Origin of the sequence: Halarcobacter sp. (genome assembly GCF_963675975.1) — a bacterium.
Taxonomy (GTDB): Bacteria; Campylobacterota; Campylobacteria; order Campylobacterales; family Arcobacteraceae; genus Halarcobacter.
Genome location: NZ_OY780939.1, coordinates 1,656,347 through 1,678,847 on the forward strand (window position 1 = coordinate 1,656,347; position 22,501 = coordinate 1,678,847).

The 22,501-nt window shown below is 27.3% G+C and carries 21 protein-coding genes; 15 read left to right on the forward strand and 6 right to left on the reverse strand.

Translation table 11 applies throughout. The features are described 5' to 3' along the window. Positions 1–2: 2 nt before the first annotated feature. Positions 3–767 carry a CvpA family protein gene (locus ACKU3H_RS08115; RefSeq protein ID WP_320033347.1) on the reverse strand — a complete coding sequence of 255 codons (765 nt, stop codon included), beginning with the start codon at positions 765–767 and terminating at the stop codon, positions 3–5. Positions 768–855: 88 nt separating this feature from the next. Beyond that, entirely contained in the window at positions 856–3,078 is a 2,223-nt protein-coding gene (locus tag ACKU3H_RS08120; RefSeq protein WP_320033348.1) for an ATP-binding protein, read from the reverse strand. A 140-nt stretch (positions 3,079–3,218) separates the two neighbouring features. On the opposite strand from ACKU3H_RS08120, the gene ispG reads away from it, so the two are divergent. The 11 genes from ispG (at position 3,219) to ACKU3H_RS08175 (ending at position 13,764) form a co-directional block, all read left to right on the forward strand. After that, positions 3,219–4,286 carry a flavodoxin-dependent (E)-4-hydroxy-3-methylbut-2-enyl-diphosphate synthase gene (gene ispG, locus ACKU3H_RS08125; protein WP_320033349.1) on the forward strand — a complete coding sequence of 356 codons (1,068 nt, stop codon included), beginning with the start codon at positions 3,219–3,221 and terminating at the stop codon, positions 4,284–4,286. 80 nt (positions 4,287–4,366) lie between these two features. Further along, entirely contained in the window at positions 4,367–5,806 is a 1,440-nt protein-coding gene (locus tag ACKU3H_RS08130) for a replicative DNA helicase (RefSeq protein WP_320033350.1), read from the forward strand. A 75-nt stretch (positions 5,807–5,881) separates the two neighbouring features. Beyond that, a complete protein-coding gene (locus ACKU3H_RS08135; protein ID WP_320033351.1) occupies positions 5,882–6,271 on the forward strand; it encodes a prepilin-type N-terminal cleavage/methylation domain-containing protein in 390 nt (129 codons plus the stop codon). Positions 6,272–6,310: 39 nt separating this feature from the next. After that, a complete protein-coding gene (gene gmhB / locus ACKU3H_RS08140; protein ID WP_320033352.1) occupies positions 6,311–6,835 on the forward strand; it encodes a D-glycero-beta-D-manno-heptose 1,7-bisphosphate 7-phosphatase in 525 nt (174 codons plus the stop codon). A gap of 79 nt (positions 6,836–6,914) precedes the next feature. Continuing rightward, the gene (locus ACKU3H_RS08145) at positions 6,915–7,457 is read left to right on the forward strand and encodes an adenine phosphoribosyltransferase (protein WP_320033353.1); all 543 of its coding nucleotides are present in this window, start codon (positions 6,915–6,917) and stop codon (positions 7,455–7,457) included. 11 nt (positions 7,458–7,468) lie between these two features. Continuing rightward, positions 7,469–8,683: a tryptophan synthase subunit beta gene (gene trpB, locus ACKU3H_RS08150; protein WP_320033354.1), complete on the forward strand. Its 1,215-nt coding sequence runs from the start codon at positions 7,469–7,471 to the stop codon at positions 8,681–8,683. Between the two features lie 8 nt (positions 8,684–8,691). Continuing rightward, positions 8,692–9,378, forward strand: a complete 687-nt coding sequence (locus tag ACKU3H_RS08155) for a DedA family protein (protein WP_320033355.1) — start codon at positions 8,692–8,694, stop codon at positions 9,376–9,378. Then, a complete protein-coding gene (locus ACKU3H_RS08160; protein ID WP_320033356.1) occupies positions 9,368–10,774 on the forward strand; it encodes a leucyl aminopeptidase in 1,407 nt (468 codons plus the stop codon). The genes ACKU3H_RS08155 and ACKU3H_RS08160 overlap by 11 nt, the downstream gene beginning before the upstream one ends. Positions 10,775–10,790: 16 nt before the next feature. Next, positions 10,791–11,783: a D-glycero-beta-D-manno-heptose-7-phosphate kinase gene (gene rfaE1, locus ACKU3H_RS08165; protein ID WP_320033357.1), complete on the forward strand. Its 993-nt coding sequence runs from the start codon at positions 10,791–10,793 to the stop codon at positions 11,781–11,783. Positions 11,784–11,793: 10 nt separating this feature from the next. Continuing rightward, entirely contained in the window at positions 11,794–12,897 is a 1,104-nt protein-coding gene (gene ychF / locus ACKU3H_RS08170) for a redox-regulated ATPase YchF (RefSeq protein WP_320033358.1), read from the forward strand. A gap of 48 nt (positions 12,898–12,945) precedes the next feature. Then, entirely contained in the window at positions 12,946–13,764 is an 819-nt protein-coding gene (locus ACKU3H_RS08175; protein ID WP_320033359.1) for an HDOD domain-containing protein, read from the forward strand. A 19-nt stretch (positions 13,765–13,783) separates the two neighbouring features. Here the strand turns inward: ACKU3H_RS08175 and ACKU3H_RS08180 are convergent, their stop codons facing one another. Together ACKU3H_RS08180 and recO are read right to left on the reverse strand one after the other, a co-directional pair. Continuing rightward, complete coding sequence (locus ACKU3H_RS08180; RefSeq protein ID WP_320033360.1) at positions 13,784–16,189, reverse strand: hypothetical protein; 2,406 nt, start codon at positions 16,187–16,189, stop codon at positions 13,784–13,786. Positions 16,190–16,238: 49 nt separating this feature from the next. Beyond that, positions 16,239–16,856 (reverse strand): recombination protein RecO, encoded by a 618-nt coding sequence (recO, locus tag ACKU3H_RS08185; RefSeq protein ID WP_320033361.1) that lies wholly within the window; start codon positions 16,854–16,856, stop codon positions 16,239–16,241. Positions 16,857–16,970: 114 nt separating this feature from the next. On the opposite strand from recO, the gene ACKU3H_RS08190 reads away from it, so the two are divergent. After that, a complete protein-coding gene (locus ACKU3H_RS08190; protein ID WP_320033362.1) occupies positions 16,971–17,294 on the forward strand; it encodes a pyrimidine/purine nucleoside phosphorylase in 324 nt (107 codons plus the stop codon). Between the two features lie 54 nt (positions 17,295–17,348). On the opposite strand, the gene ACKU3H_RS08195 is transcribed toward ACKU3H_RS08190, so the two are convergent. After that, entirely contained in the window at positions 17,349–17,735 is a 387-nt protein-coding gene (locus ACKU3H_RS08195) for a class II SORL domain-containing protein (RefSeq protein WP_320033363.1), read from the reverse strand. 127 nt (positions 17,736–17,862) lie between these two features. On the opposite strand from ACKU3H_RS08195, the gene ACKU3H_RS08200 reads away from it, so the two are divergent. The 3 genes from ACKU3H_RS08200 (at position 17,863) to ACKU3H_RS08210 (ending at position 20,211) form a co-directional block, all read left to right on the forward strand. Further along, the gene (locus ACKU3H_RS08200) at positions 17,863–18,690 is read left to right on the forward strand and encodes a thiamine-phosphate kinase (RefSeq protein ID WP_320033364.1); all 828 of its coding nucleotides are present in this window, start codon (positions 17,863–17,865) and stop codon (positions 18,688–18,690) included. Between the two features lie 9 nt (positions 18,691–18,699). Further along, the gene (gene truD / locus ACKU3H_RS08205) at positions 18,700–19,764 is read left to right on the forward strand and encodes a tRNA pseudouridine(13) synthase TruD (protein ID WP_320033365.1); all 1,065 of its coding nucleotides are present in this window, start codon (positions 18,700–18,702) and stop codon (positions 19,762–19,764) included. An 87-nt stretch (positions 19,765–19,851) separates the two neighbouring features. After that, the gene (locus ACKU3H_RS08210; RefSeq protein ID WP_320033366.1) at positions 19,852–20,211 is read left to right on the forward strand and encodes a hypothetical protein; all 360 of its coding nucleotides are present in this window, start codon (positions 19,852–19,854) and stop codon (positions 20,209–20,211) included. Positions 20,212–20,231: 20 nt separating this feature from the next. Here ACKU3H_RS08210 and ACKU3H_RS08215 read toward each other — a convergent pair whose 3' ends face one another. Further along, positions 20,232–22,421: a HAMP domain-containing methyl-accepting chemotaxis protein gene (locus ACKU3H_RS08215; protein ID WP_320033367.1), complete on the reverse strand. Its 2,190-nt coding sequence runs from the start codon at positions 22,419–22,421 to the stop codon at positions 20,232–20,234. Positions 22,422–22,501: the final 80 nt, after the last annotated feature.

A 22,501-nucleotide genomic window follows, 5' to 3' on the forward strand; every position in this document is an offset into this window, starting at 1 on the left:
TTTTATTTATTTTCTTCTGTTGTAGTATTTTCTTCAGTTGTATTTTCTGTAATCTCTTTTTTAACATCATTTTTAACAGAGTCAGCTATCTCATCAACTTTTTTATCAACACTTTTTTTAACACTATCTACAACTGCTGAACCTGATTCTACAGTTTTTTCTTTAATCTCTTTTACTGTATCAGTTAACTCTTGAGTAATTGATTTTTTTTCTATTAAATCTGGATCTTCTACAATATCTTCGTCTTTAGTAACAGAATCTTCAACTTTTTTTACAAAATCAGAAGCATCTAATTTAACTATAAAACTACCTGTTTGCACAAGAAGTGGAAATGTTATTGAGTCAGAAATTTTGTTGTTCATCAAATCTTTGAAAGATTGAACTTGAAATAATGCATATGCAATAATTGAAAAGATAAAAAATATTTTTGCACTTCCAAATAGAAATCCTAAAATTCTATCAAAAAATCCTAAGCCACTTGCAGAAAATATTTTACTTAATATTATTCCAAGAACATAAATAATTGCCCAAAATAATATAAGTCCAAGAATAAATCCAATTAATTTTATTGTAGCATTATTTTCAAGAGCTAAAACTGGTGCAATAGCATTTCCAATCTCAGCAGCCATTCTTGATGCTACAAAAATACCACCAATTATTCCAATTAATCCAAAAATCTCTTTTATAAAACCTCTTAAAAGACCTTTCAATCCTAGTAATAAAGTTATACTTACTATTACTATATCAAAAACAGTAAAACTTTGCATTTGGTTCCTTCTGTATAGTATGGCGCAATTATATCTTAGTTTTTCAAAATTAAAGTTTAATAGATTTTCTTGTGAGAATTGTCACTTTTTATAGATGAATTTTAAATGATGCACCATGCAATATTTCATTATTATATTCAAAATCAATATTTTCTACATCAATATTAAATCCCATATGTTTTGTCAGTATCTCTCTTGTCATATATAAACCAATACCTGTACCTTGGCTTTGGTGTTTTGTTGTAAAATAAGGTTCAAAAATTCTAGTCAATATCTCTTTTTTTATACCTCTTGCACTATCAGTTATAGAAAGTATTTTATTTGCGTAATCTATTTTTATAATTTTAATTTTTATATCATCTTTTGAGTTTAATGCATCTATTGAATTATTTATAATATTAAGTATTGCTTGTTGAAATTCATTTTTATAGCCAAAAAGCTCTATAGTATCATCAATATCTACAAGCACTTGTATTTGGTCATGTTTTAATTTTTCTTTCAATAAAGTTATATTTTCAGCAATAGATTTTTTTAGTAAAAAGTTACATTTCTCTCTATCTTTTTTAAAGAAGTTTTTAAAATCTTCTATTGTTTGTGATAAATAGCTTGAATTTTTTAAAATTAAGTCACAAGTGGTATTAAAATTATTATTATCAACTATTCCTAACTCTTTTTGCAGTTTTAAAGAACTAATAGCTGCAGAAATAGAAGCTAAGGGTTGTCTCCATTGATGAGCGATATTACTTAACATTTCACCCATGGCTGCCATTTTATTTTGTTGAAAGAGCATTCTGTCTTTTTCTTTATTTTTTTCACTCTCTTCTATAACTCTTTTTTCTAAAGATTCATTTAACTCTTTTAACTCTTTTGTTTTATTCTCTACTAAAAGTTCAAGATTTCCATTAAGATTTTTTAATTTTTTTTGTTGCTCAATCTCTTGGGTGATATCTGTAAGAGTTACAATTATATAAGGTATCTCTTCTTCATCAAAAATTGTTGAATTTACATTTAATGTAAAATGTCTTAAGATACCATCTTTTTTTATTGCAGCTTTAAATTTTTTATCTGGATTTGCTAAAATATGTTCAGCCCAATTTTTACCATTATAATCTTTATCTATTAAATAATATTTGTCATTCATATCTACAAAAGTTTGGCATATACATTCATATTTTTCTTTAAACTTTTCTAGAGATTTAAAATTGAAAAAATTAAGTAGTTGTTTATTTGAATTTTTTATATAATATCCATCTGTAATAACTATTATATTTTTTTGTGAATCTAGAATTATTTGATTCTTTTTTTCTTGAGTTTTAATTTTTTCTAAATTATTTTCAAGTTCATTATTTAGCTTTTTTATACTTTTTGAATAAATATAGTATGAGACAATTGTGTATAATAGAGCAAATAAAAAGATAAATAAAAATACATAAGCTTGTGAATTTCTCTTAAATTTTTTTATGTCATGTATGTTTACATTATTAAGATTTATAGATAAAATAACATGTCCAATTAAGTTTTTACCAAATTCAACAATTTCAAAATGAGTTAGTATGTTATTATCAACTATTTTATAGTTTTTTAAACTTAAAATATTTTCTATTCCCTCTTTTTCTACTAGGTCTATAAAGGATTTTTTAGCCCCTAAATTTGCGATATAATAATCATCTAAAAATTTGTTTGAAAAAGGATAAGTTATTTTATCTTTAAATCGTTTGTTGGCTAAAACTAAAGAATCAATTTTGTTGTTTTCTAATACTTTTGAAATTGAATTAAAGTGTGTTATTACTTCAAAAATACCTAAAAACTCATTATTATGAAAAATTGGAACCATTGATTTAAAAGTCATATCAAATCTTCCAACACTAATAGAAGCTAAGATTTTTTTATTTTTTATTACCTCTTGTACATCTTTTCTAAATCTTAAGGAATCTGCACTTTTATCTGTCCAACTTCTATAAAAACTATTTCCATCTTTGTCAATAATTTGAAACCAAACATTTTTAAATCTAGTGGTTTCTCTTAATTCCAAAGAGAAGTTTTTGTAATCAACATGAATATTGCTTTTACTTAAAAGTGCTTCAGCAATCTTTTTATCTTTTGCTATAGACATAGCCATTGCTAAAGTTGCATTTTTTTTATCTGTGATTAGGGTTGAAACAGTAGTTTTTAGATTGTTAGAGATATTTTGATATTTTTCACTTAATTGTTTTCTCTCTTCTTTATTAATATAAATAGTTGATATTGAATATATAATAAGAGAAATAAGTGTAAAAAATAAAAAATTTAAAATGAACTTATTTTTTAGCATAAATATCCTACATGTCTAATAATTTAATTATAATAAAAAATTATTTATTTTCTAATAAAATGAACTTTAATATTAAAATTACAAATTAGCTATAAAATATTTACTAATAATTAAACTTTTTTTGATAAAATTCCCGCACTATGAATAACATTAAAAGATACCCAACAAAAAAGATATATGTAGGTGATGTAGCTGTAGGTGGAGATGCCCCTATATCAGTACAATCTATGACATATAGTAAGACTTCAGATGTTGAAACAACAGTGGAGCAAATAAAAGCATTACACTTTGCTGGAGCAGATATCGTAAGAGTTGCTGTTCCTGATATTGAAGCAGCAAATGCACTTAAAGAGATAAAGCAAAGAAGCTCTTTACCTATTGTTGCTGATATTCATTTCAATTACAAGTTTGCACTAATAGCTGCAGAAGTTGTTGATTGTATTAGAATAAATCCTGGAAATATAGGAAACAAAAAAAGGGTTGCAGAGGTTGTAAAAGCTTGTCAACAAAGAAATTTACCTATTAGAATAGGTGTTAACTGTGGTTCTTTAGAGTCTCAATTTGAAGATAAATATGGTCAGACTCCTAAAGGGATGGTAGAAAGTGCTGATTATAATATAAAATATCTTGAAGATTTAGGTTTTGAAGATATTAAAGTATCTTTGAAAGCTAGTGATGTACAAAGAACTGTTGAAGCTTATAGAATGTTAAGACCTATGAATAATTATCCGTTTCATTTAGGTGTAACAGAAGCTGGAACTTTATTTCACTCAACTATAAAATCTTCTATTGCATTGGGAAGTTTACTTCTTGATGGTATTGGAGACACCTTAAGGGTCTCTATTACAGGAGAACTTGAAAAAGAGATTGAAGTAGGACGAGCAATTTTGAAAGATGCTGGAGTTACTAAAGAGGGCTTAAATATTATCTCTTGTCCAACTTGCGGAAGAATAGAAGCAGACTTAGTTAGTGCCGTTGCTGAAGTTGAAAAGAAAACAAAACATATAAAAACCCCACTTAATGTTTCAGTTATGGGGTGTGTTGTAAATGCCTTAGGTGAAGCAAAAGCAGCAGATGTTGCAATAGCATATGGAAAAGGTGTTGGTCTTATTATTAAAAAAGGTGAGACTATAGCAAAACTTCCTACAGATAAACTACTTAATAGATTTTTAGAAGAAGTAGAGATTGAAGCTAAAAAAAATAGCTAATCTCTACACTTCTTTTTCTTATAAACTTACTTGTAAATAAATTTAGTTACAATTTTATCCTTAATTGTTATGGAGAATAGATGGATAGTATATATAGTGTAAATATCGAAAGAGCCGTTTTAAGTTCAATACTTTTTAACCCAGAAGAGTTAGAAGATGTTTTAGGTGTATTAAAACCTAAAGATTTTTATCTTCCAGCACACCAAAAAATATTTGATGTAATGGTTCAATTACATAACTCAGATATGCCTATTGATGAAGAGTTTATTAGAAAAAGAGTTGACTCTAAAGATGTAGATGATTCAATACTATTAGAAATACTATCAGCTAATCCAATTACAAATACACTTGCATATGTAAGAGAGATAAAAGATGGTTCTGTAAAAAGAGAACTAGCAACACTAGCAACAACAATTAAAAAAGTTGCAATAGAAGATGAAGTTACAGCAAATGAAGCTTTAGATACAGTTCAAGGGGAACTTTATAAAATCTCAACAGATAGTGCAACTTCTGAATTAAAAGATATGAATCTAATTACTGGAGATACCCTTTCATATATTAAAAAGATGAAAGAGTTAGGAAATAAACACCTTATTGGTGAAACAACAGGGTTTTATGACCTTGATAAAAGAACAACAGGTTTTAATGAAGGGGATTTAGTAATTATTGCAGCAAGACCTGCAATGGGTAAAACAGCTCTAGTTCTTAATATGTGTCTTAAAAATGTTGAAGCAGGTAAAGGTGTGATTTTCTTCTCTCTTGAGATGCCAGCAGAACAACTTATGTTAAGGATGCTTGCAGCTAAAACTTCAATTCCATTACAGAATCTTAGAAAAGGTGATATGGATGATAACCAGTGGTCAAATCTTAATGGAGCTTTTGAAGATTTAAATAAAAAGAAACTTTTTGTTGATGATGGGGGAAGTGTTAATATTAACCAATTAAGAGCAAGGGTTAGAAAATTAGCTCAGAATGAAGATAATAATATCTCTATGGTAATTATTGACTACCTTCAACTTATGCAAGGAACTGGAAATAAAGATAGACACCAAGAGGTTTCAGATATCTCAAGGGGACTTAAAATGCTTGCTAGGGAGATGAAAATCCCAATTCTAGCCCTTTCTCAGTTAAATAGGGGACTTGAAAACAGACCAGATAAGAGACCAATGCTTTCAGACCTTAGGGAATCTGGAGCTATCGAGCAAGATGCCGATATTATTATGTTTGTATATAGAGATGATGTATATAAAGAGAGAGAAGAAGCAAGAAAAGAGAAAGAAGCAGCAGACAAAGGTGAGGAGTATAAATCTAAATTTGTTAATAAACCTGTAGAAGAAGCAGAAATAATCATTGGTAAACAAAGAAATGGACCTATTGGAACAGTTAAATTAGACTTTCAAAAGCAATATACAAGATTTGTTGATAAAGAAAATGCAAATGATGCTCCTATTGAAGTAGTTTTCGAGTCAGTCGTAGATACAAACAAAGAAACAAATATTGATATGCCAAATATTCTTTAAATAATTTATTAGATTATCTTTAGTTAAGTTTTTTAATAATATAATCTTATTAATTATTTAACTAAAGGAAAGAAAATGAAATCTGCTTTTTCCTTATTGGAATTGATTTTTGCAATTGTAATTATAGGTATAATTTCAACTTTTGCAATTCCTAAATATCTTAATACTCGTAATCAAGCTTTAGCTTCAACAATTCAACGAGATGTAATCTCAACAATAAACTCAATACAGAGTTATTATTTAATAAATAGAAAAATTGACAACTTAAGTGATGTAATAACATTAAATTCAAAAAATTGGAATATAGAAAATACAAAAATGACTTTTATAGAAGATGAAAATAAGTGTTTAGAACTTTCAATAATTGATAAAAAGATTTCACTTACAGTTGTAGAAGATGCAGGTGCAGTTTGTTCTGAGCTAATAAATAGGGGAATAGTAACACAAGAGATTGATTTAATTTAAATTGGATAAAATGCATATACCAAATAAAAAAGGTCAAATATGCAAAAAGCAATTTTTTTAGATAGAGATGGTGTTGTTAATGTTGAAAAAGATTATACTTATCAAATAGAAGAGTTTGAATTTGTTGATTCTTTGTTTGATTCCTTAAAATATTTGCAAAATCTTGGTTATAAACTTTTTATTATTACTAATCAATCGGGAATCGCAAGAGGTTTTTATACTATCAATGATTATAATAAATTAACTAATTGGATGCTTGATCAATTAGAACAAAAAGATATCCATATCAGTCAAGTTGAATCATGTCCCCATGGTCCTGAAGATAATTGTACTTGTAGAAAACCTAAAACAGGAATGATTGATAAGATTTTAAAAAAACATGAAATAGATTTATCTCATTCTTGGCTTATTGGAGATAAAAAATCAGATATTTTATGTGCAAAAAATGCAAATATTAAATACACAATACAAGTTAAATCTGGACATCACTTTGATGAAAAAGATTCTTTAGCAGATTTTGTTTGTAATAGTATCAAAGATGTAAAAAATATTATTAAGTCGTAGCTATTAGACAAACATAATAAAATTTTAGGTAAAATATTTCTCCTTTTGAAGAAGATTTAATTGTAAAGAAAGAGTTTTAATGAGATTAAGTGAAGAAGATAAAGATTTAATATTTAATTCAATAAGAGATATTAAAGATTTCCCAAAAGAGGGAATTGTATTTAAAGATATAACTACACTGTTAAACAATAAAGAAGCATATCATACTTTAATGAATCATTTAGAAGAGAGATACAAATCATATAATTTGGATTATGTTGCAGGTATTGATTCTAGAGGGTTTATTTTTGGTGCTGCATTGGCTGATAGATTAAATATTGGTTTTGTTCCAGTAAGAAAAAAAGGAAAACTTCCAAGTACAACTGTTTGTGAAAAGTATGAGTTAGAATACGGTTATGATGAGGTTGAGATTCATCTAGATGCTTTCCCTAAAAAAAATTCTAATGTTTTGTTAATTGATGATTTAATAGCAACAGGTGGAACAGCAACTGCTGCAGCTAAGCTTATAAAAAAAATCGATGCTAATTTAATTGAGGCTTGTTTTATTCTAAATCTTAAATTTTTAGATGGTGTAAAAAAAGTTGAAGAACATACAAAAGTTTATTCAGTATTAGATATTTAAAAGAAGAGAAAATGAAAGAAAACTATTATATCCCAAAAATTTCAAAGTTTGACCCAGATGAGAATGGACATTTTGGACAATTTGGTGGAAGATATGTTCCAGAAACATTAATGCCAATTTTAGAAGAATTGGAAGAAAACTATAAAAAGTTTAGACATGATGAAGAGTTTTGGAAAGAGGTTGACTTCTTACTAAAAGATTATGTGGGAAGAGAAACACCTTTATATTTTGCTAAAAATATTAGTGAAGAGTTAGGTTCAAAAGTTTATCTAAAAAGAGAAGATTTAAACCACACAGGAGCTCATAAAGTTAATAATGTAATTGCTCAAGGGCTTTTAGCTAAAAAATTAGGTAAAACAAAAGTTATAGCTGAAACAGGAGCTGGACAACATGGAGTAGCAACTGCTACTATTGCTGCACTACTTGGACTTGAATGTACAGTTTTTATGGGTGCAAAAGATGTTGAAAGACAAGAGCTTAATGTCTTTAGAATGAAACTTTTAGGTGCAAAAGTAATTGCAGTTGAGAGTGGAAGTAAAACATTAAAAGATGCAATGAATGATGCAATTAGATATTGGGTTACAAATGCAAGGGATACTTTTTATATAATAGGAACTGTAGCAGGTCCACATCCATATCCAATGATGGTAAGAGATTTTCAAAGTATTATAGGATGGGAAGCTAGAAAACAAATACAAGAAAAAGAGGGAAAACTTCCAGATTTTGTAGTTGCTTGTATTGGTGGAGGTTCAAATGCAATTGGTACATTCTCTCACTTTTTAGAAGATGAGGAAACAACTTGTATTGGGATTGAAGCTGGTGGATTAGGTATAGATACAAATAAACATGGATGCTCACTAGCAAAAGGAACTCCAGGAGTTTTACATGGACAATGTTCATATCTTTTACAAGATGAAAATGGTCAAATATTAGAAGCTCATTCAATTTCTGCTGGATTAGATTATCCAGGAATTGGACCTGAGCACTCATTTTTAAAAGATGAGAAAGTTGTAACTTATGATTCTATTACAGACAAAGAAGCGATTGATGCTTTTGTTTGGTTGAGTCAAAAAGAGGGAATTATTCCTGCTTTTGAAAGTTCACATGCAATTGCTTATCTTAGAAAAGCAAAAGATAAATTTAAAGATAAACTTGTAATCGTAACACTTTCAGGTCGTGGTGACAAAGATATGGTTCAAGCAAAAAACTTATTAGATTTTAAATAGGTTTTGTTATGTTAGAAAAATTGCAAGATAATTCAGGAAAAATACTTTTTGTAGTAGTTTTGATATTTATTTCATTTTTGGGTTATAATTTATATGAAGCTCCAGTTCAAGGTTTAGAAAATAAATTTATTTATCTTCTCAAAACATATGGGTATATAATCCTTTTTGCATGGAGTATTTTAGAGGGAGAAGTTGGTTTAATTATGGCTGGTTTACTTTCTCACTCTGGGCATATGAATCTTTATCTTGCAATATTTGTAGCAGGACTTGGAGGTTTTGCAGGTGATCAAATATATTTTTATATAGGAAGATTTAATAAAGCATATGTACATAAAAACTTTAAAGGTCAAAGAAGAAAGTTTGCCTTGGCACATCTTTTACTTATAAAATATGGATGGCCTATTATTTTTATTCAAAGATATATGTATGGTATGAGAACAATAATACCAATATCAATTGGTCTTACAAGATATAGTGCAAAAATGTTTGCTTTTATCAACTTAATATCAGCATGGTGCTGGGCCGCAATAACGATAGTTCCAGCTTGGTATTTTGGAGAAGAGATTCTAATTGTATTAGGTTGGGTAAAAGATCATTGGTATTTCGCTGCTCCATTTGCTATAATAATTAGTGGTAGCATTGTGTATTATTTCCATAAAGTAACCCAAAAAAAGGAGAAAAATTTTGAAAGTTAATTTATTAGAAAATGATTTTATAAGTGTAGAATCAGAATTAGAAATTTTTATTGTAGATGATTTAGAAAACTGTGATGATAAAGAAATATTAGAAAATATTGGTTTTGAAGAAAAAGATGAATCTATAGCATTTCTCCCTGAAATAGGAAGAATCTATGTTGGTTTTGAAGAGCATGATTATGAAAGTATTGCTATTGCAATCTCAATTGCAATAAAAAAATTCAAAACAACAAAATTTAAAAGTGCAAAAATTGAATTAAAAGATTTAGATTTAAAAGCTTTAGTAGAAGGAACATTACTTGGAGCTTATGAATTTAATGAATATAAATCTAAGAAAAAGAAATCAAAAAAACAAGAATTAAATATTTGTGTTCCAAAAATTACTGAAGAGATTAAAGAGGTTTTTGAACAATCAAAAGTTATTTCAAAAGCAGTAAATAAAACTAGAGATATTGTAAACACTCCACCAGCTGACTGTTATCCAAAAGTTATGGCTGATATTGCTAAAAAAATTGCAAAAGATTCAAACTTAGAGTGTACAGTTCATGGTGAAAAATATTTAGAGAAAAATGGTATGAATGCAATGTTAAGTGTTGGTAGAGCTTCAGTTCATGAATCAAAACTTATTCACTTAGCTTATAAACCTGAAAATGCTAAGAAAAAAGTTGTTTTAGTAGGGAAAGGTTTAACTTATGATTCTGGTGGTTTATCTTTAAAACCAGCTGATTATATGGTAACTATGAAAAGTGATAAAAGTGGTGGTAGTGCTGTATTGGGTATTATGAGTGCTGTTGCAAAACTTAATCTTCCAATTGAAATTCATGGTATCATTGGTGCTGTTGAAAATATGATTGGTGGAGATGCATATAAACCTGATGATGTATTAAAAGCTAAAAATGGTAAAACAATAGAGATTAGAAACACTGATGCCGAAGGAAGATTAGTTCTTGCTGATTGTTTATGTTATGCACAAGATGAGATTGAAAATATTGATTATATCTTTGATTATGCAACTTTAACAGGGGCTTGTGTTGTTGGTGTTGGTGAATATACAATTGGTGTAATGGGTAATGATACAGTATTAAAAAGAGATGTTGTAGCAAATACTTTACAAGCAGGAGAATATGCAACAACTTTACCATTCAATAGATTTTTAAGAAAAACAATCAAATCTGAAATAGCTGATATTTGTAATATTGCAAATACTAGATATGGTGGAGCAATAACAGCGGGTCTATTTTTGGATAATTTTATAAATGAAGAAAATAAAGATAAATGGGCACATTTAGATATTGCTGGTCCAGCATTTGTTGAAAAAGATTGGGGTTATAATCCTTATGGTGCAAGTGGAGCTGGTGTTAGAGCAACTCTACAATTTTTAAAAAATCTTAATTAAAAGTATAGGATAAAAAATGATTAAAGTAGAAAGAAAACCAAAAGTTTTAGTAATTGGTGATTTAATGATTGATTCTTATTTAATTGGTGCTTGTGATAGAATAGCTTTAGATGCTCCTGTTCCAATTGTTGATATTAAAGAAGAAAAAGATGTATTAGGTGGAGCTGGAAATGTTATTAGAAATTTAGCTTCTCTTGGTGCAAAAGTTAGTGTAATGTCTGTTGTTGGAAATGATGACAATGCAAGACTTTTAAAACATATGCTAGATGAAATTGAAACAAAATCATTCCTTTTAGAGCAAAATGGAAGAAAAACTTCTAAAAAAACTAGAATTATGTCAGCAAATCAACAAATTTTTAGATTTGATCATGAGAGTAGAAATAATATCTCATTTGACAGTGTTAAAAAACTTTATGAGAAACTACAGGAGAAGATTAAAGCTTATGATGTAATTCTATTGGCTGATTATGGTAAAGGGGTTTTAACTAAGGACTTTACTCAAAAAATCATCTCTTATGCAAATAAAAACAATGTAAAAACTATTGTAGACCCATTTGGAATAGATTATAGTAAGTATCAAGGTGCATATTTAATTATTCCGAATAAAAGTGAAGCATCTGCAGCAACAGATATTGAGATTGAAAATAATGACAGACTTTTAGATGCATTAAAAGAGATAAAAAATAAATTTGAAACACAAGAAGCGATTGTTACATTATCAGAAGAGGGTGTTGCTTTATTAAAAGATAATAAGTTATCAGTATTACCAACTGTACCATTGGAAGTATTTGATGTAACAGGTTCAGGAGATACTCTTTTAGCTTCAATTGGATTTGCTTTAGCTTTAGATAATGATTTAGTAACATCATTAGAATTTGCAAACCTTGCAACAGGTGTTGTATTAAGAAAAGCAGGAACTGCAACGGTATCAATAGATGAAATTCAATCAGATCAAGTGTATTTAGATAGAAAAATTATAGAGACAAACTTAAGTTGTCAAGTTAAATAAAAGGAAATTAATGGGATTAGGTGTAGGAATCGTAGGTCTTCCAAATGTAGGTAAATCAACAACGTTTAATGCGTTAACAAAAGCTCAAAATGCAGAGGCTCAAAACTATCCGTTTTGTACAATAGAACCAAATAAAGCTGTTGTGCCAGTACCGGATAAAAGATTAGATGAGTTAGCAAAAATAGTTATACCAGATAAAATTCAACACTCTACAATTGATTTTGTAGATATTGCTGGACTTGTAAGAGGAGCTTCAAAAGGTGAAGGTCTGGGAAATCAATTTCTTTCAAATATCAGAGAAGTTGAAGTTATTTTGCATATGGTTAGATGTTTTGATGATGGAAATATTACTCACGTAGAAGGAGATGTTAATCCTATTAGAGATATTGAGATTATTGAAACTGAATTGATTTATTCTGATATTTCACAATTAGAAAAAAAGATTGAAAAATTAAAAAAACAATCAAAAGGTTCAAAAGAAGCAGCAGCTATGTTAGTTGTAGCAGAACAAGTTTATAAGCATATTGATGAGTTACAACCTGTAAAAACTTTTGAAGATAAAGAGAGTGATCTATTTATTCAACTTGATAAAGAGTTAAGATTTTTATCAAATAAAGATGTGATTTATGGTGCAAATGTTGATGAAGATTCTTTAGCTGAAGGTGGAAACCAATATGTTGATACATTAAAAGCTCATGCTACTGAAGTTGGTGCAGATGTTATTGTTCTTTGTGCTAAAATTGAAGAAGAATTAGTAGGTCTTGAAGAGGATGAAGCAAAAGAGTTTTTAACAGATTTAGGTGTGGAAGAATCAGGTTTAGAACAAATTATTCAAAAAGCATTTGATAAATTAGGACTTCAATCTTATTTTACAGCTGGAAAAGTTGAAGTAAGAGCATGGACTATTAAAAAAGGTACTAAAGCTCCTCAAGCAGCTGCAGTAATCCACAATGACTTTGAAAAAGGTTTTATTAAAGCTGAGGTTATCTCTTATGGTGATTTTGTGGAGTTTGGTGGTGAATCAAAGTGTAAAGAGGTTGGTAAGTTAAGATTAGAAGGAAAAGATTACATTGTTCAAGATGGAGATGTAATGCACTTTAGATTTAATACTTGATACAATAATAAATTGGTATAATTAAATAATTAGCTGTAGGAGTTTTATGTGAATGAAAATATTATAGAAAAAATTGAGTCTTTACCTCCTTTACCAAAAACAATAATTGAGATTGAAGAGTTTAGACAACAGCCAGAAAAAGAGGCATTTGAATTATTAAAGATTATTGAAAAAGATGCTTTAATTGTTTCAACACTATTAAAAGTTTCAAACTCTGCAATGTTTGGCTTTAGAAGTAAGGTTGAAACTGCGAGTAAAGCTATTAATCTTTTAGGTATTAATTTTACTATATCAATTGCAATTGGTGGTACAATACAAAATTTACTTAAAACTAACCTTACTGCTTATGGAATAAACAGTGATGATTTTATGCGAGCCTCAAATTTAGCTACTACACTTGCTTCATTATGGTTAAATAAGATCTCTTTTGAACTAAAAGAAGAATTAGTTTTACCTGCATTATTGCAAGAAGCTGGAAAGTTTGTATTGGCAGATATTATTGAAACAAGTGAAAAAACTGAAGAGTTCAAAGAATTAATAGCTGCTGGTAAAACATTAGCTCAAGCTGAAAAAGAGATTGTTGGAATGACAAGCTCTGAAATCACAGCTAAAATTTTCAAACACTGGAAATTAAGTGATAATTTAATCAATGTAATTGAATATGTTGATGAACTTGATAAATGTGAGCCTTTATATTTAGAAAGATCTAAAATATTAAATGTAATAAAAACAATTTGTAATGTAACAAATGCATTTAGTGAAGAAAATATAGCATTAGGTTTAGAAAAAGCAAAAGCATTTGGTTTGGATACAAAGTCTTTACAAGATGCTATTGATAAACTAGAAGAGAGACTTCTAGATGAATAATTAAGAGTTTAACTCTTAATTATTTAAACTCATAATATTTATTATGATTCTCTTGTGCAAGATTCATTGATAAAGTAGATTTTTCTACAATATTTGTTCTATCTCCCCATGAAACTCCTATTGTCAATTTTGGCTTTATAGTTTCATCTTTTGTTAAAAAATCAATATTTCTTATTTTTTCTATAATAGACTTATAGTCATCATTTTGTTCAAGAACTAAAGCTAGACTAGGTCCATTTAATCTATATATTTGATGAATATCATTTAGTTTAAGTGCATACTCTTTAAAATATATATTTGTTTTTTCATATCCATATTTCTTATTTAAATTTATTAAATCATTAATATGAATCTCTATAAAAATAAACTCTTTATCATCTCTTTTTAATAAATCAATTTTTAATTTTTCTATGTTGTACAGGGTTGTTATAACATCATTATAGATAGGGATACTTTTTAAATAACAAACAATAAGATTGATAATATTTTGTTTTATATATGAAATATTATCTTCAAATATTTTTTCAAAAATATGTTTATATACTTTAGAATAAGCAATTTTTAGAGTAAACTTATCAAAAAGTGGTATATCAATTCTCTCATAACCCAAATCAATTAGTTTACATTTTTTTTGACATAAACCTTCAACTGCCACAAAAGTTAGTCCATGAAAAATATCATTTGAGATAAAGTTTTCTATATGAGAATTTAATAAATCATCATTTAAACCGTCATCTGTAAAAATTTGTGTAATTATATTTGAAAGTTTTTGATTTATATTATATTTTAGAGTTATCTCTTCTTGTATAATAAATTTTTCAAGTGTTTTTTTACCAATATCTAAAGCCTTTTCTTTATTTATTGAGATATTGTCAAATTTTAAATCCTCAAAATATCTATTCCCATGATTTAATAAGATATTTCTATTTAACTTTTCAAATTCATTTTCTAATAGATCATAGCCATTAATTTTTACATAATAAAAATAAAAAAGTTTTGACTTTTCAATAGATATAAAATCATTACATAAAGAATAATATGCAGAAAGTGTTAAGTATATTTTAGAATAAATAGACATAAGATGAGATGCAATCTTATTCTTTTTTACATAATCAATTATTTGATTAATTAAAATATCATCTAATATTAGTTTATTAGAATCAACAAATTTTTTTATAATGACATCACATATAGTTAGTTTTAAAAACTCATGATAATCATTTCTATATTTTTCTGTAGAGATTAGTTTTTTTAGAAGTTTTATTAGCATCTCATCATCAATATCATTTGAAAAAAGTACTATAGCATGAAGAATAAATGTATTTGAATAATCTTCAATTTTATCTTCTAAAAAATCTTCAATTACAGTTTTATAGCTTAAATCTTTTCTATGTTCATCATAAATAAACATATAATTACTCAATAATATAGAATTAAATTCATCTAATGTTTTAAAATCAATAAATGGTGTATGATTTATCTCTTCTTTATATAAGGTAATAATGTCTTCAAAATAAGATAAGTCATTATATAACTCTTTAGGATAGTTTCTTTCAAGTTTATATAAAAGGTTACAAATTAATGTTGTACTTGAGTTTAAAAATATTTTATAATGCTCATTTTTTGTTCCTTCATTTGCAAAGTTTGCATTTTTAGATAATTCATATCCATCACAAGTTTTTGCAAAATTAAAATGAAACTCATCAATAAGATATTTTGTATCTTTATTTGAAGCATTAATAAAAGGTATATGTGAATAGTAAAAAAGTAATTTACCTAAAATATTATTTAAAATATTAATCTTTTCTTCTGAAAGTTTTATATTAAATTTAATTAAATTTATTGTTTCACTAATTACTTCTATTAGTGGCTTTATAGTTTTTTTTCTAATAACATCCATAGAATTTATAGAACAAACTTGATTTATAGTTTCTATTAACATTGAATATTGTTTAAAAGTGATATCAAAATCTAATTCGTCACCTTTTTCTTCTAACTCTTTTAACCTATCTTCATATGTCCTAAAGAGTGATGATAAATTATCTAAATTGTAAGTATTATAGTTTTCAAAAATATTAAAATTGTTTCCCATTGATAATAGATCTATAATAGTAACAATCTCTTTAAAAACTATAGTAGTACTATCAAAAAGAATATTATTCATCTTTTCTTCGATAACTAAAATTATAACTGATTTTAAATTTTTGTTATTGATTATCTCTTCTATAATATCAAAGGGGATACTTTTTTGTTCAAAATACAAATCACTAATATAAGCAATTAAAGCTTTATAGTCATCTGTAGCACTATATAAAAAAGAATCATCAGTTTTTATTTTATAATTTTCAATTAAATTAATAATATTTAAATCTTCACTACTTGTATCTAGTAATCCTAAAAATTCGTTTTCTTCTTGAATATCCATGATAATATCCTAATCAATAACATTATTATTAATTATATACTTTTTAAACTTATAGTCCTTGAAGTATTATTTTCCATAAATAGTCAACCTCTTCATCTTCAAAAGATATAATTCTTTTTTCTTCATAAAGTTCTTTTATTTTTTTTAATTTAAAGCTTTTACTGTATGTACAAGAAGCATGAACTGGCATAAAACTTCTTACTAGTGAGATGTCTTTTTTTATCTCTTGCTCACATAATAAGCAATGGTAATCCGTATGAAGTCTACCTTCATAATCAAGCAATTTTATATATGATTTACAAATAGCTCTTTTAGGGTTTTGTTTGATCATTTTGTGGGATAATTTATCCAAAAGTTTAAAGTAGAAATCATCTATAGTTTCTACATCTTTTAAGTGGGGATAAAATAGTTTAATAAATCTTTGCCAACAATATAGTTTATCATTGTCAAATATCCATTGAAATCCTAATTGAATTACATCTTTTAGCCTAGGAATAGAGCTTTTTATATTTGTTTCTAATTCAAAGTCTATTTTATAGCCTACATTTATATTTGAGTGTCTAGCCCCATAAAATCTGTATGTTGTATAAATGTGTGATTCTGTTAAAATTGATACTATTAAATCATCATCTTTAACAGCTTTAATATCTATAATGTAACCTTGCATATAACTTTCTATTTATAAAATTGAAAAAAATTATAGCGAATAATAAATAGAAATTTGCTTCAAATAAATATTATGGTACTATTCTATAATTAATTTTTACTAAAGGGAAATTGGATGGATTTTACAAATGTTTCTATAGCAAAAGAGGCAAATATTTTATATGATGGTAATATCACAAGTAGAAGTATTACTTTTGAAAATGGTAGTAAAAAAACACTTGGAATTATGTTACCAGGAGAGTATGAATTAAACACAGTTAATAAAGCAACAATTGATATAAACTCAGGTTCACTTGAAGTTATGCTACCAGCAGAAGATTGGGTTGAGTATGTTGCACCTGCAAGTATTCAAATTGCACAAAATTCAAAATATAAATTAAAAGTAACATCATTAGTTGATTATTGTTGTTCTTTTGAAAAAGTTAAATATTGTAAATAAAAAAAGGTAAGAGTATTAAAACTCTTACCTTTTTTTTGCATGAATATTTAGTGACTACTCAGCAACTGAAACAGTTACAGGCGTACCTTCCCAAATACCATGCTTAGTACAGTAACCATGTGCAACTAAGTTAAGTTTTTTACCAGTTGGAATAATTGTAAATGTTGTAGTATTATGAGCTTTTACATTTCCTAATGTTCCTGGAACATATGAAGCTTTTGCTAATAATGTTTCTCCATTAAATAATGAAACAGACTCAATATAATGATCAAAATCATCTGGGTGAGTATATTCGTTACCCATTTTTACAGTTACTTCAAATGGCTCTCCTGCTTTTGCAGTCTCAGCACAGTGAATAAATGGTGAGTGTCTATCAATTAAATCTTTTTTTGCTTCTCTTTCTACAGTATCGATATCAACATATTTGTTAATCTTTGGCATATTTTTTCTCCTAATAATGTGGTAAAATATTATACCATTATTTTTTTAAAGTATTTAGGATAATTTTTATCCTAAAAAAATTTAAGAAAAATATCAGAAAGCAAGCTTCAATATGGTAATATTCCCCATGAATAAAGAAGATTTTTTTATAAAACAATTTAATAAAAACTCAAAAATAATTGGCGATGATGGCGCTGTAGTTGGTGACTTGGTATATAGCAATGATGCTTTTTTTGAAGATGTACATTTCAAAAGGGATTGGTTTACTTTAAAACAAATAGCAAAAAAAGCGATGCTTGTAAATATCTCTGATGCTATTGCTATGAATGCAAAACCAAAATATGCTTTATTGACTGTTGCAATACCTAAAAGTTATTCAAAAAAAGATATGAAGAGTTTAGCTTCTGGTTTTTTAGAAGTTGCAAAGAGATATAATATAGAGATAATAGGTGGAGATACTATATCAAACACTAAACTTGATATAAGTGTTACAATAATTTCAAAAACAAAAAAACCAATATTAAGAAGTGGCATAAAACAAAATGATTATCTTTGTTATACAGGTGAATTGGGAACTTGTAAAAAAGATTTGAATACATTATTATGTGGTGGAAAGATATCAAACTCTTCTAAATTTATTGAGCCAAAACTAAATGCAGATTTTTTCTATGAAATATCAAAATATGTTAATGCCTCAATGGATATTTCAGATGGTTTGTTTTTTGAATTGGAAAGAATGTCGAAACAAAGTAAAAAAGGGTTTAAGTTTTTTTATCATATCTCTAAAAGTGTAGGTTGTTCAGGGGAAGAGTATGAATTACTTTTTTCTTTTTCACCTAAAAATAGAATTAAAATAGAAAAAATAGCTAAAAAACACAATATAAAATTAAATATTTTTGCAAGAGCTGTAAAAGGTAAATTTAAAAGCGATTGTAAAAATCACCATTTTGAATAAGGAAAATAGTTGGAAAATTTACAAAGATATTTAACTCACTCTAAAATAGATGTATTGTTTAAACAAACAAAAGATGATTTTGTAGTGACAGAAGTTCCTCTTTATGAGTTTAGTGGAGAGGGTGAACACATCATAATTAAATTTAGAAAAAAAGAGTTAACAACTTGGACTGCTGTACAGATATTCTCAGAGCAATTAGGATGCAAATCAAGAGATATAGGTTATGCTGGATTAAAAGATAAAAATGCAATGACAATTCAACATATCTCTGTTCCAAAAAGTTGTGAAGAAAATATAGATAAGTTTAATCATGAAAATATCAAAATCTTAGAAGTTATGAAACATAACAATAAGATTAGAGTAGGGCACTTAAAAGGAAATAAGTTTTTTATCAGATTAAAAAGAGTTACCCCATTAGATGCAAAAAAGATTGAAGAAGCTATTTCAAATATTTCACAATTTGGAATGCCAAACTATTTTGGTTTTCAAAGATTTGGAATAGAAGGTGATAACTATAAAAAGGGTGAAGCTATCATAAATGGTGAACTTAGAGAAAAAAATAGAAAACTAAAACAGATGTATGTTAATGCTTATCAAAGTTACCTTTTTAATAACTGGCTTTCAAAAAGAATAGAGCTTTCAAAATTAGTTAATGCTTTTGAACCAAAAGAGATTTATGAAAAATTGTCCTTACCTTTAGATGAAGTATCAAGTATGAAAAAACAAGAGCATCCTTTTAAAGTAATCACTGGAGACTTAATGAGTCATTATCCATATGGTAAGATTTTTCATGTGGAAGATTTAGAAAGTGAATCTCAAAAGTTTTTTGAAAGAGATAGAGTACCAACTGGCTTATTAAGTGGGAAAAGAGTTAAAAAATCTGAAAGTTTAGCTTATGAATTAGAAAAAGATTTTGATAAAAAAATTTCTGAGGATGGAGCTAGAAGATTTGCTTGGGTATTTCCAAAAGATATAGAATCAAACTACAAAGAAGATAAAAACTGGATGGAAATACAATTTGAACTTCCTAAAGGTTCTTATGCAACAGAGTTTATAGCAGAAATTATTCATTAATAAAGAAGCTATAATCTCATACTTCATTATATTATTTTTTTAAGTCAAAGTAAGCTAAACTTATATATTAATATAAAAAGGTTACCTATGACTTATGAAGAACTAATTAAAGAGTTGTGCGACGTAATTAAAGAGTCTGAAAAAAACTCTGTTGCTATATATGAAAACTTAGAATCAATTGGTGATATGCTAAATGATTCAAAACTTCCTGTTCATAAGCTATCAAAAATAAATGATTCAATTTCTAACTCTTTTGGTTTACTACAACATCAAGATATGCATAGACAAAAAATTGAAAGAGTAGTTAATTTTGTTTGTGAAAATAAAAATATTGATTCTAGTGAATATAATATAGCCAGTTCTGCAAAACATATTGCAGGTGATGAGAACAATGAAGTTTTAGATGATGATGAGTTAGAGGCTTTAATTAAAAGTATGCAGAATTAATCAATAAAGAGTTAGACTCTTTATTGATTTTTACACGCTTCTTTTTTTAGGTGGTTTAGAGTTCCAAATATTCTAAGTGATTCAATTTCGATCGCTTTTGCTTTTTCATTTAACACCTCATTTGACTCTTTATTTGAGTTTGCATTAATTAAATCTTGAAGTTTTACTGTTAAATTGTTGTTTAGTACTTTTAAGTCTTCAAGTGCTGAGTGTTGTGCATTTGGATTGATTTTAATATAATTTTCTATCCAATTATTAAGTTCTTCAGAACCTTTTGCAATCCAGTTTTCATAACTACCTAGTTTTGTATACACACTATCTTTTACATTTAATACATTAACTTTTAGTTTTGCAGTATCATAAACTAAATCTACATTACAAACTTCTTCTCTAGCTTCTTGTAAAAAGCTTGCTCTTGAAGCTGCTGTAACTAAAGAGTTTGACATATCAGCAATTTCACCTGACATTTTAGAGATTTGTTCAGCAACTTGAGCATTTTGTTGAGTTGCTTGATCTAAGGTATTTACAGCATCATTGATTTGTGTAATACCTCTTTCTTGCTCTTTTGAAGCAGTTGCAACAAATTCAATTTTTTCGATTGTATAGCTAATATTTTTATTAAGAACATCATATCCACCAATCATATCATCAGAAATCTTTTTACCTTCATCAGCTTTACTTGTAGCATTTTCAACTAAATCTTTAATCTCTTTAGCAGCTTCTGCAGATCTAGAAGCTAGATTTCTAACCTCTTGAGCAACAACAGCAAAACCTTTACCAGCTTCCCCAGCAGTAGCAGCTTCAACGGCTGCATTAAGTGAAAGAATATTTGTTTGGAAAGCAATTTGATCAATAACTTCAATGGCTTCATTAATAGAGCTAATTTGATTATTAATTTCATCCATTGCTGTAGCTGTTCTATTTGCTAAAACTTGACCATTTTGTGCTGCTTTAGTTACATCAGATGCAAGATTAGACATCTCAATAGTTGTTTGTGTATTTCCTTGAATATTTGCTGTAATCTCTTCAAGAGCTGCTGCTGTTTCTTCTAATGAAGCAGCTTGTTGATTTGATGATTCTGATAAACTATTTGATGCAGTTGATAAAGTGTGTGTATTTTTATTTAATGAATCACCTGTATTCATAATCATTGCTAAGATTTCTGAAGTATTATTACCTACTAGTTTTATCCCAGCAGTTAATGAACCAAGGTCTCCATAAATCCCTTTGTCATCTATTTTATAATCAAAATTAGACTCAGAATAGTATCTTAATGTTGTATTTATTTTATCTAATGTCTCTTTAGTATGTAAAATCATAGTGTTTAATTTATTTTTTAAATCTTCAACATATGGATTAGCAGCTATTTCATTAACTTGATATACAAAGAAACCATTTCCAGTTTTTTCTAAAATATCATTTGCTTCTTCAATAACTTTCTCATCTTGTTTTAGACCTTCGTTTACTTTATCCATATATGAGTTGAATAATCCAGCAACTTCACCAATTTCATCTTTTGAAGTAATTTCAAGTTTAATATTTGGATCATTTGTTTTTAATAGGTCTTGGAAACCTCTTTTTAATCCTTCAATTGGTTTTGTAGCTCTTTTAACAATTAACAATATTAGCCCAATTGTAATCCATCCCAAGATTGTAGATGATAATAGAATATCTATAACTAAATCACCAATTCTACTGTCTGATTCATCTAAAGAGAATGTTAAGTCCATTACCCCTATAACATCACCTTCTTTTTGATTAACGTGACAAAGTAAACACTCATTTGTCGCAACCATAGGTTTAATCATTCTTAAATTATGGCCTTCAGCATTTTCAACTTCTAAAATTTGATTTTGTTTTGTATCGAACGATTTGATGATATCTTTATCTTCAGTAAATTTTGTACCTGGAGAATACATCTCAATTAGAGGTTTACTTTTTGCTATTGTTAGTTTTTTTACACCTTTTATAGTTCTAGCTTCATCTTCAGCTTTTTTTATTTGTGCAGGATCTCCTGTGTTCATAGCATTTCTTAAACTCTGAAACATTGCTGTATTAAGCATGTCTAAATTCTCTTTAGTAGTTATAATTGCATCTTCTTTTACTTTTGAAGTGGTAAAATATGTTACTGCTAAACTTGATAAAGACATAAGTATGAAAAGAGCAAATATAATTTTATTACTTATTTTTTTTGTTATTAAATCAAACATTCAAGACTTCCTAATAATTAAGCTGCTTTATTATATAATGTATAACATTTATTATATATAAAATATAAAATTAAATCAAA

What these genes read in the sequence shown, in the direction of transcription:
- ACKU3H_RS08155 (WP_320033355.1), top strand. Translation starts at nt 8,692, where the DNA reads ATGTTAGAAAAATTGCAAGATAATTCAGGAAAAATACTTTTTGTAGTA.
- ACKU3H_RS08190 (WP_320033362.1), top strand. Translation starts at nt 16,971, where the DNA reads ATGGATTTTACAAATGTTTCTATAGCAAAAGAGGCAAATATTTTATAT.
- rfaE1 (WP_320033357.1), top strand. Translation starts at nt 10,791, where the DNA reads ATGATTAAAGTAGAAAGAAAACCAAAAGTTTTAGTAATTGGTGATTTA.
- ACKU3H_RS08180 (WP_320033360.1), bottom strand. Translation starts at nt 16,189, where the DNA reads ATGGATATTCAAGAAGAAAACGAATTTTTAGGATTACTAGATACAAGT.
- ACKU3H_RS08145 (WP_320033353.1), top strand. Translation starts at nt 6,915, where the DNA reads ATGAGATTAAGTGAAGAAGATAAAGATTTAATATTTAATTCAATAAGA.
- ACKU3H_RS08115 (WP_320033347.1), bottom strand. Translation starts at nt 767, where the DNA reads ATGCAAAGTTTTACTGTTTTTGATATAGTAATAGTAAGTATAACTTTA.
- ACKU3H_RS08210 (WP_320033366.1), top strand. Translation starts at nt 19,852, where the DNA reads ATGACTTATGAAGAACTAATTAAAGAGTTGTGCGACGTAATTAAAGAG.
- ACKU3H_RS08215 (WP_320033367.1), bottom strand. Translation starts at nt 22,421, where the DNA reads ATGTTTGATTTAATAACAAAAAAAATAAGTAATAAAATTATATTTGCT.
- gmhB (WP_320033352.1), top strand. Translation starts at nt 6,311, where the DNA reads ATGCAAAAAGCAATTTTTTTAGATAGAGATGGTGTTGTTAATGTTGAA.
- ACKU3H_RS08130 (WP_320033350.1), top strand. Translation starts at nt 4,367, where the DNA reads ATGGATAGTATATATAGTGTAAATATCGAAAGAGCCGTTTTAAGTTCA.
- ACKU3H_RS08135 (WP_320033351.1), top strand. Translation starts at nt 5,882, where the DNA reads ATGAAATCTGCTTTTTCCTTATTGGAATTGATTTTTGCAATTGTAATT.
- ychF (WP_320033358.1), top strand. Translation starts at nt 11,794, where the DNA reads ATGGGATTAGGTGTAGGAATCGTAGGTCTTCCAAATGTAGGTAAATCA.
- recO (WP_320033361.1), bottom strand. Translation starts at nt 16,856, where the DNA reads ATGCAAGGTTACATTATAGATATTAAAGCTGTTAAAGATGATGATTTA.
- ACKU3H_RS08195 (WP_320033363.1), bottom strand. Translation starts at nt 17,735, where the DNA reads ATGCCAAAGATTAACAAATATGTTGATATCGATACTGTAGAAAGAGAA.
- ACKU3H_RS08200 (WP_320033364.1), top strand. Translation starts at nt 17,863, where the DNA reads ATGAATAAAGAAGATTTTTTTATAAAACAATTTAATAAAAACTCAAAA.
- ispG (WP_320033349.1), top strand. Translation starts at nt 3,219, where the DNA reads ATGAATAACATTAAAAGATACCCAACAAAAAAGATATATGTAGGTGAT.
- ACKU3H_RS08120 (WP_320033348.1), bottom strand. Translation starts at nt 3,078, where the DNA reads ATGCTAAAAAATAAGTTCATTTTAAATTTTTTATTTTTTACACTTATT.
- trpB (WP_320033354.1), top strand. Translation starts at nt 7,469, where the DNA reads ATGAAAGAAAACTATTATATCCCAAAAATTTCAAAGTTTGACCCAGAT.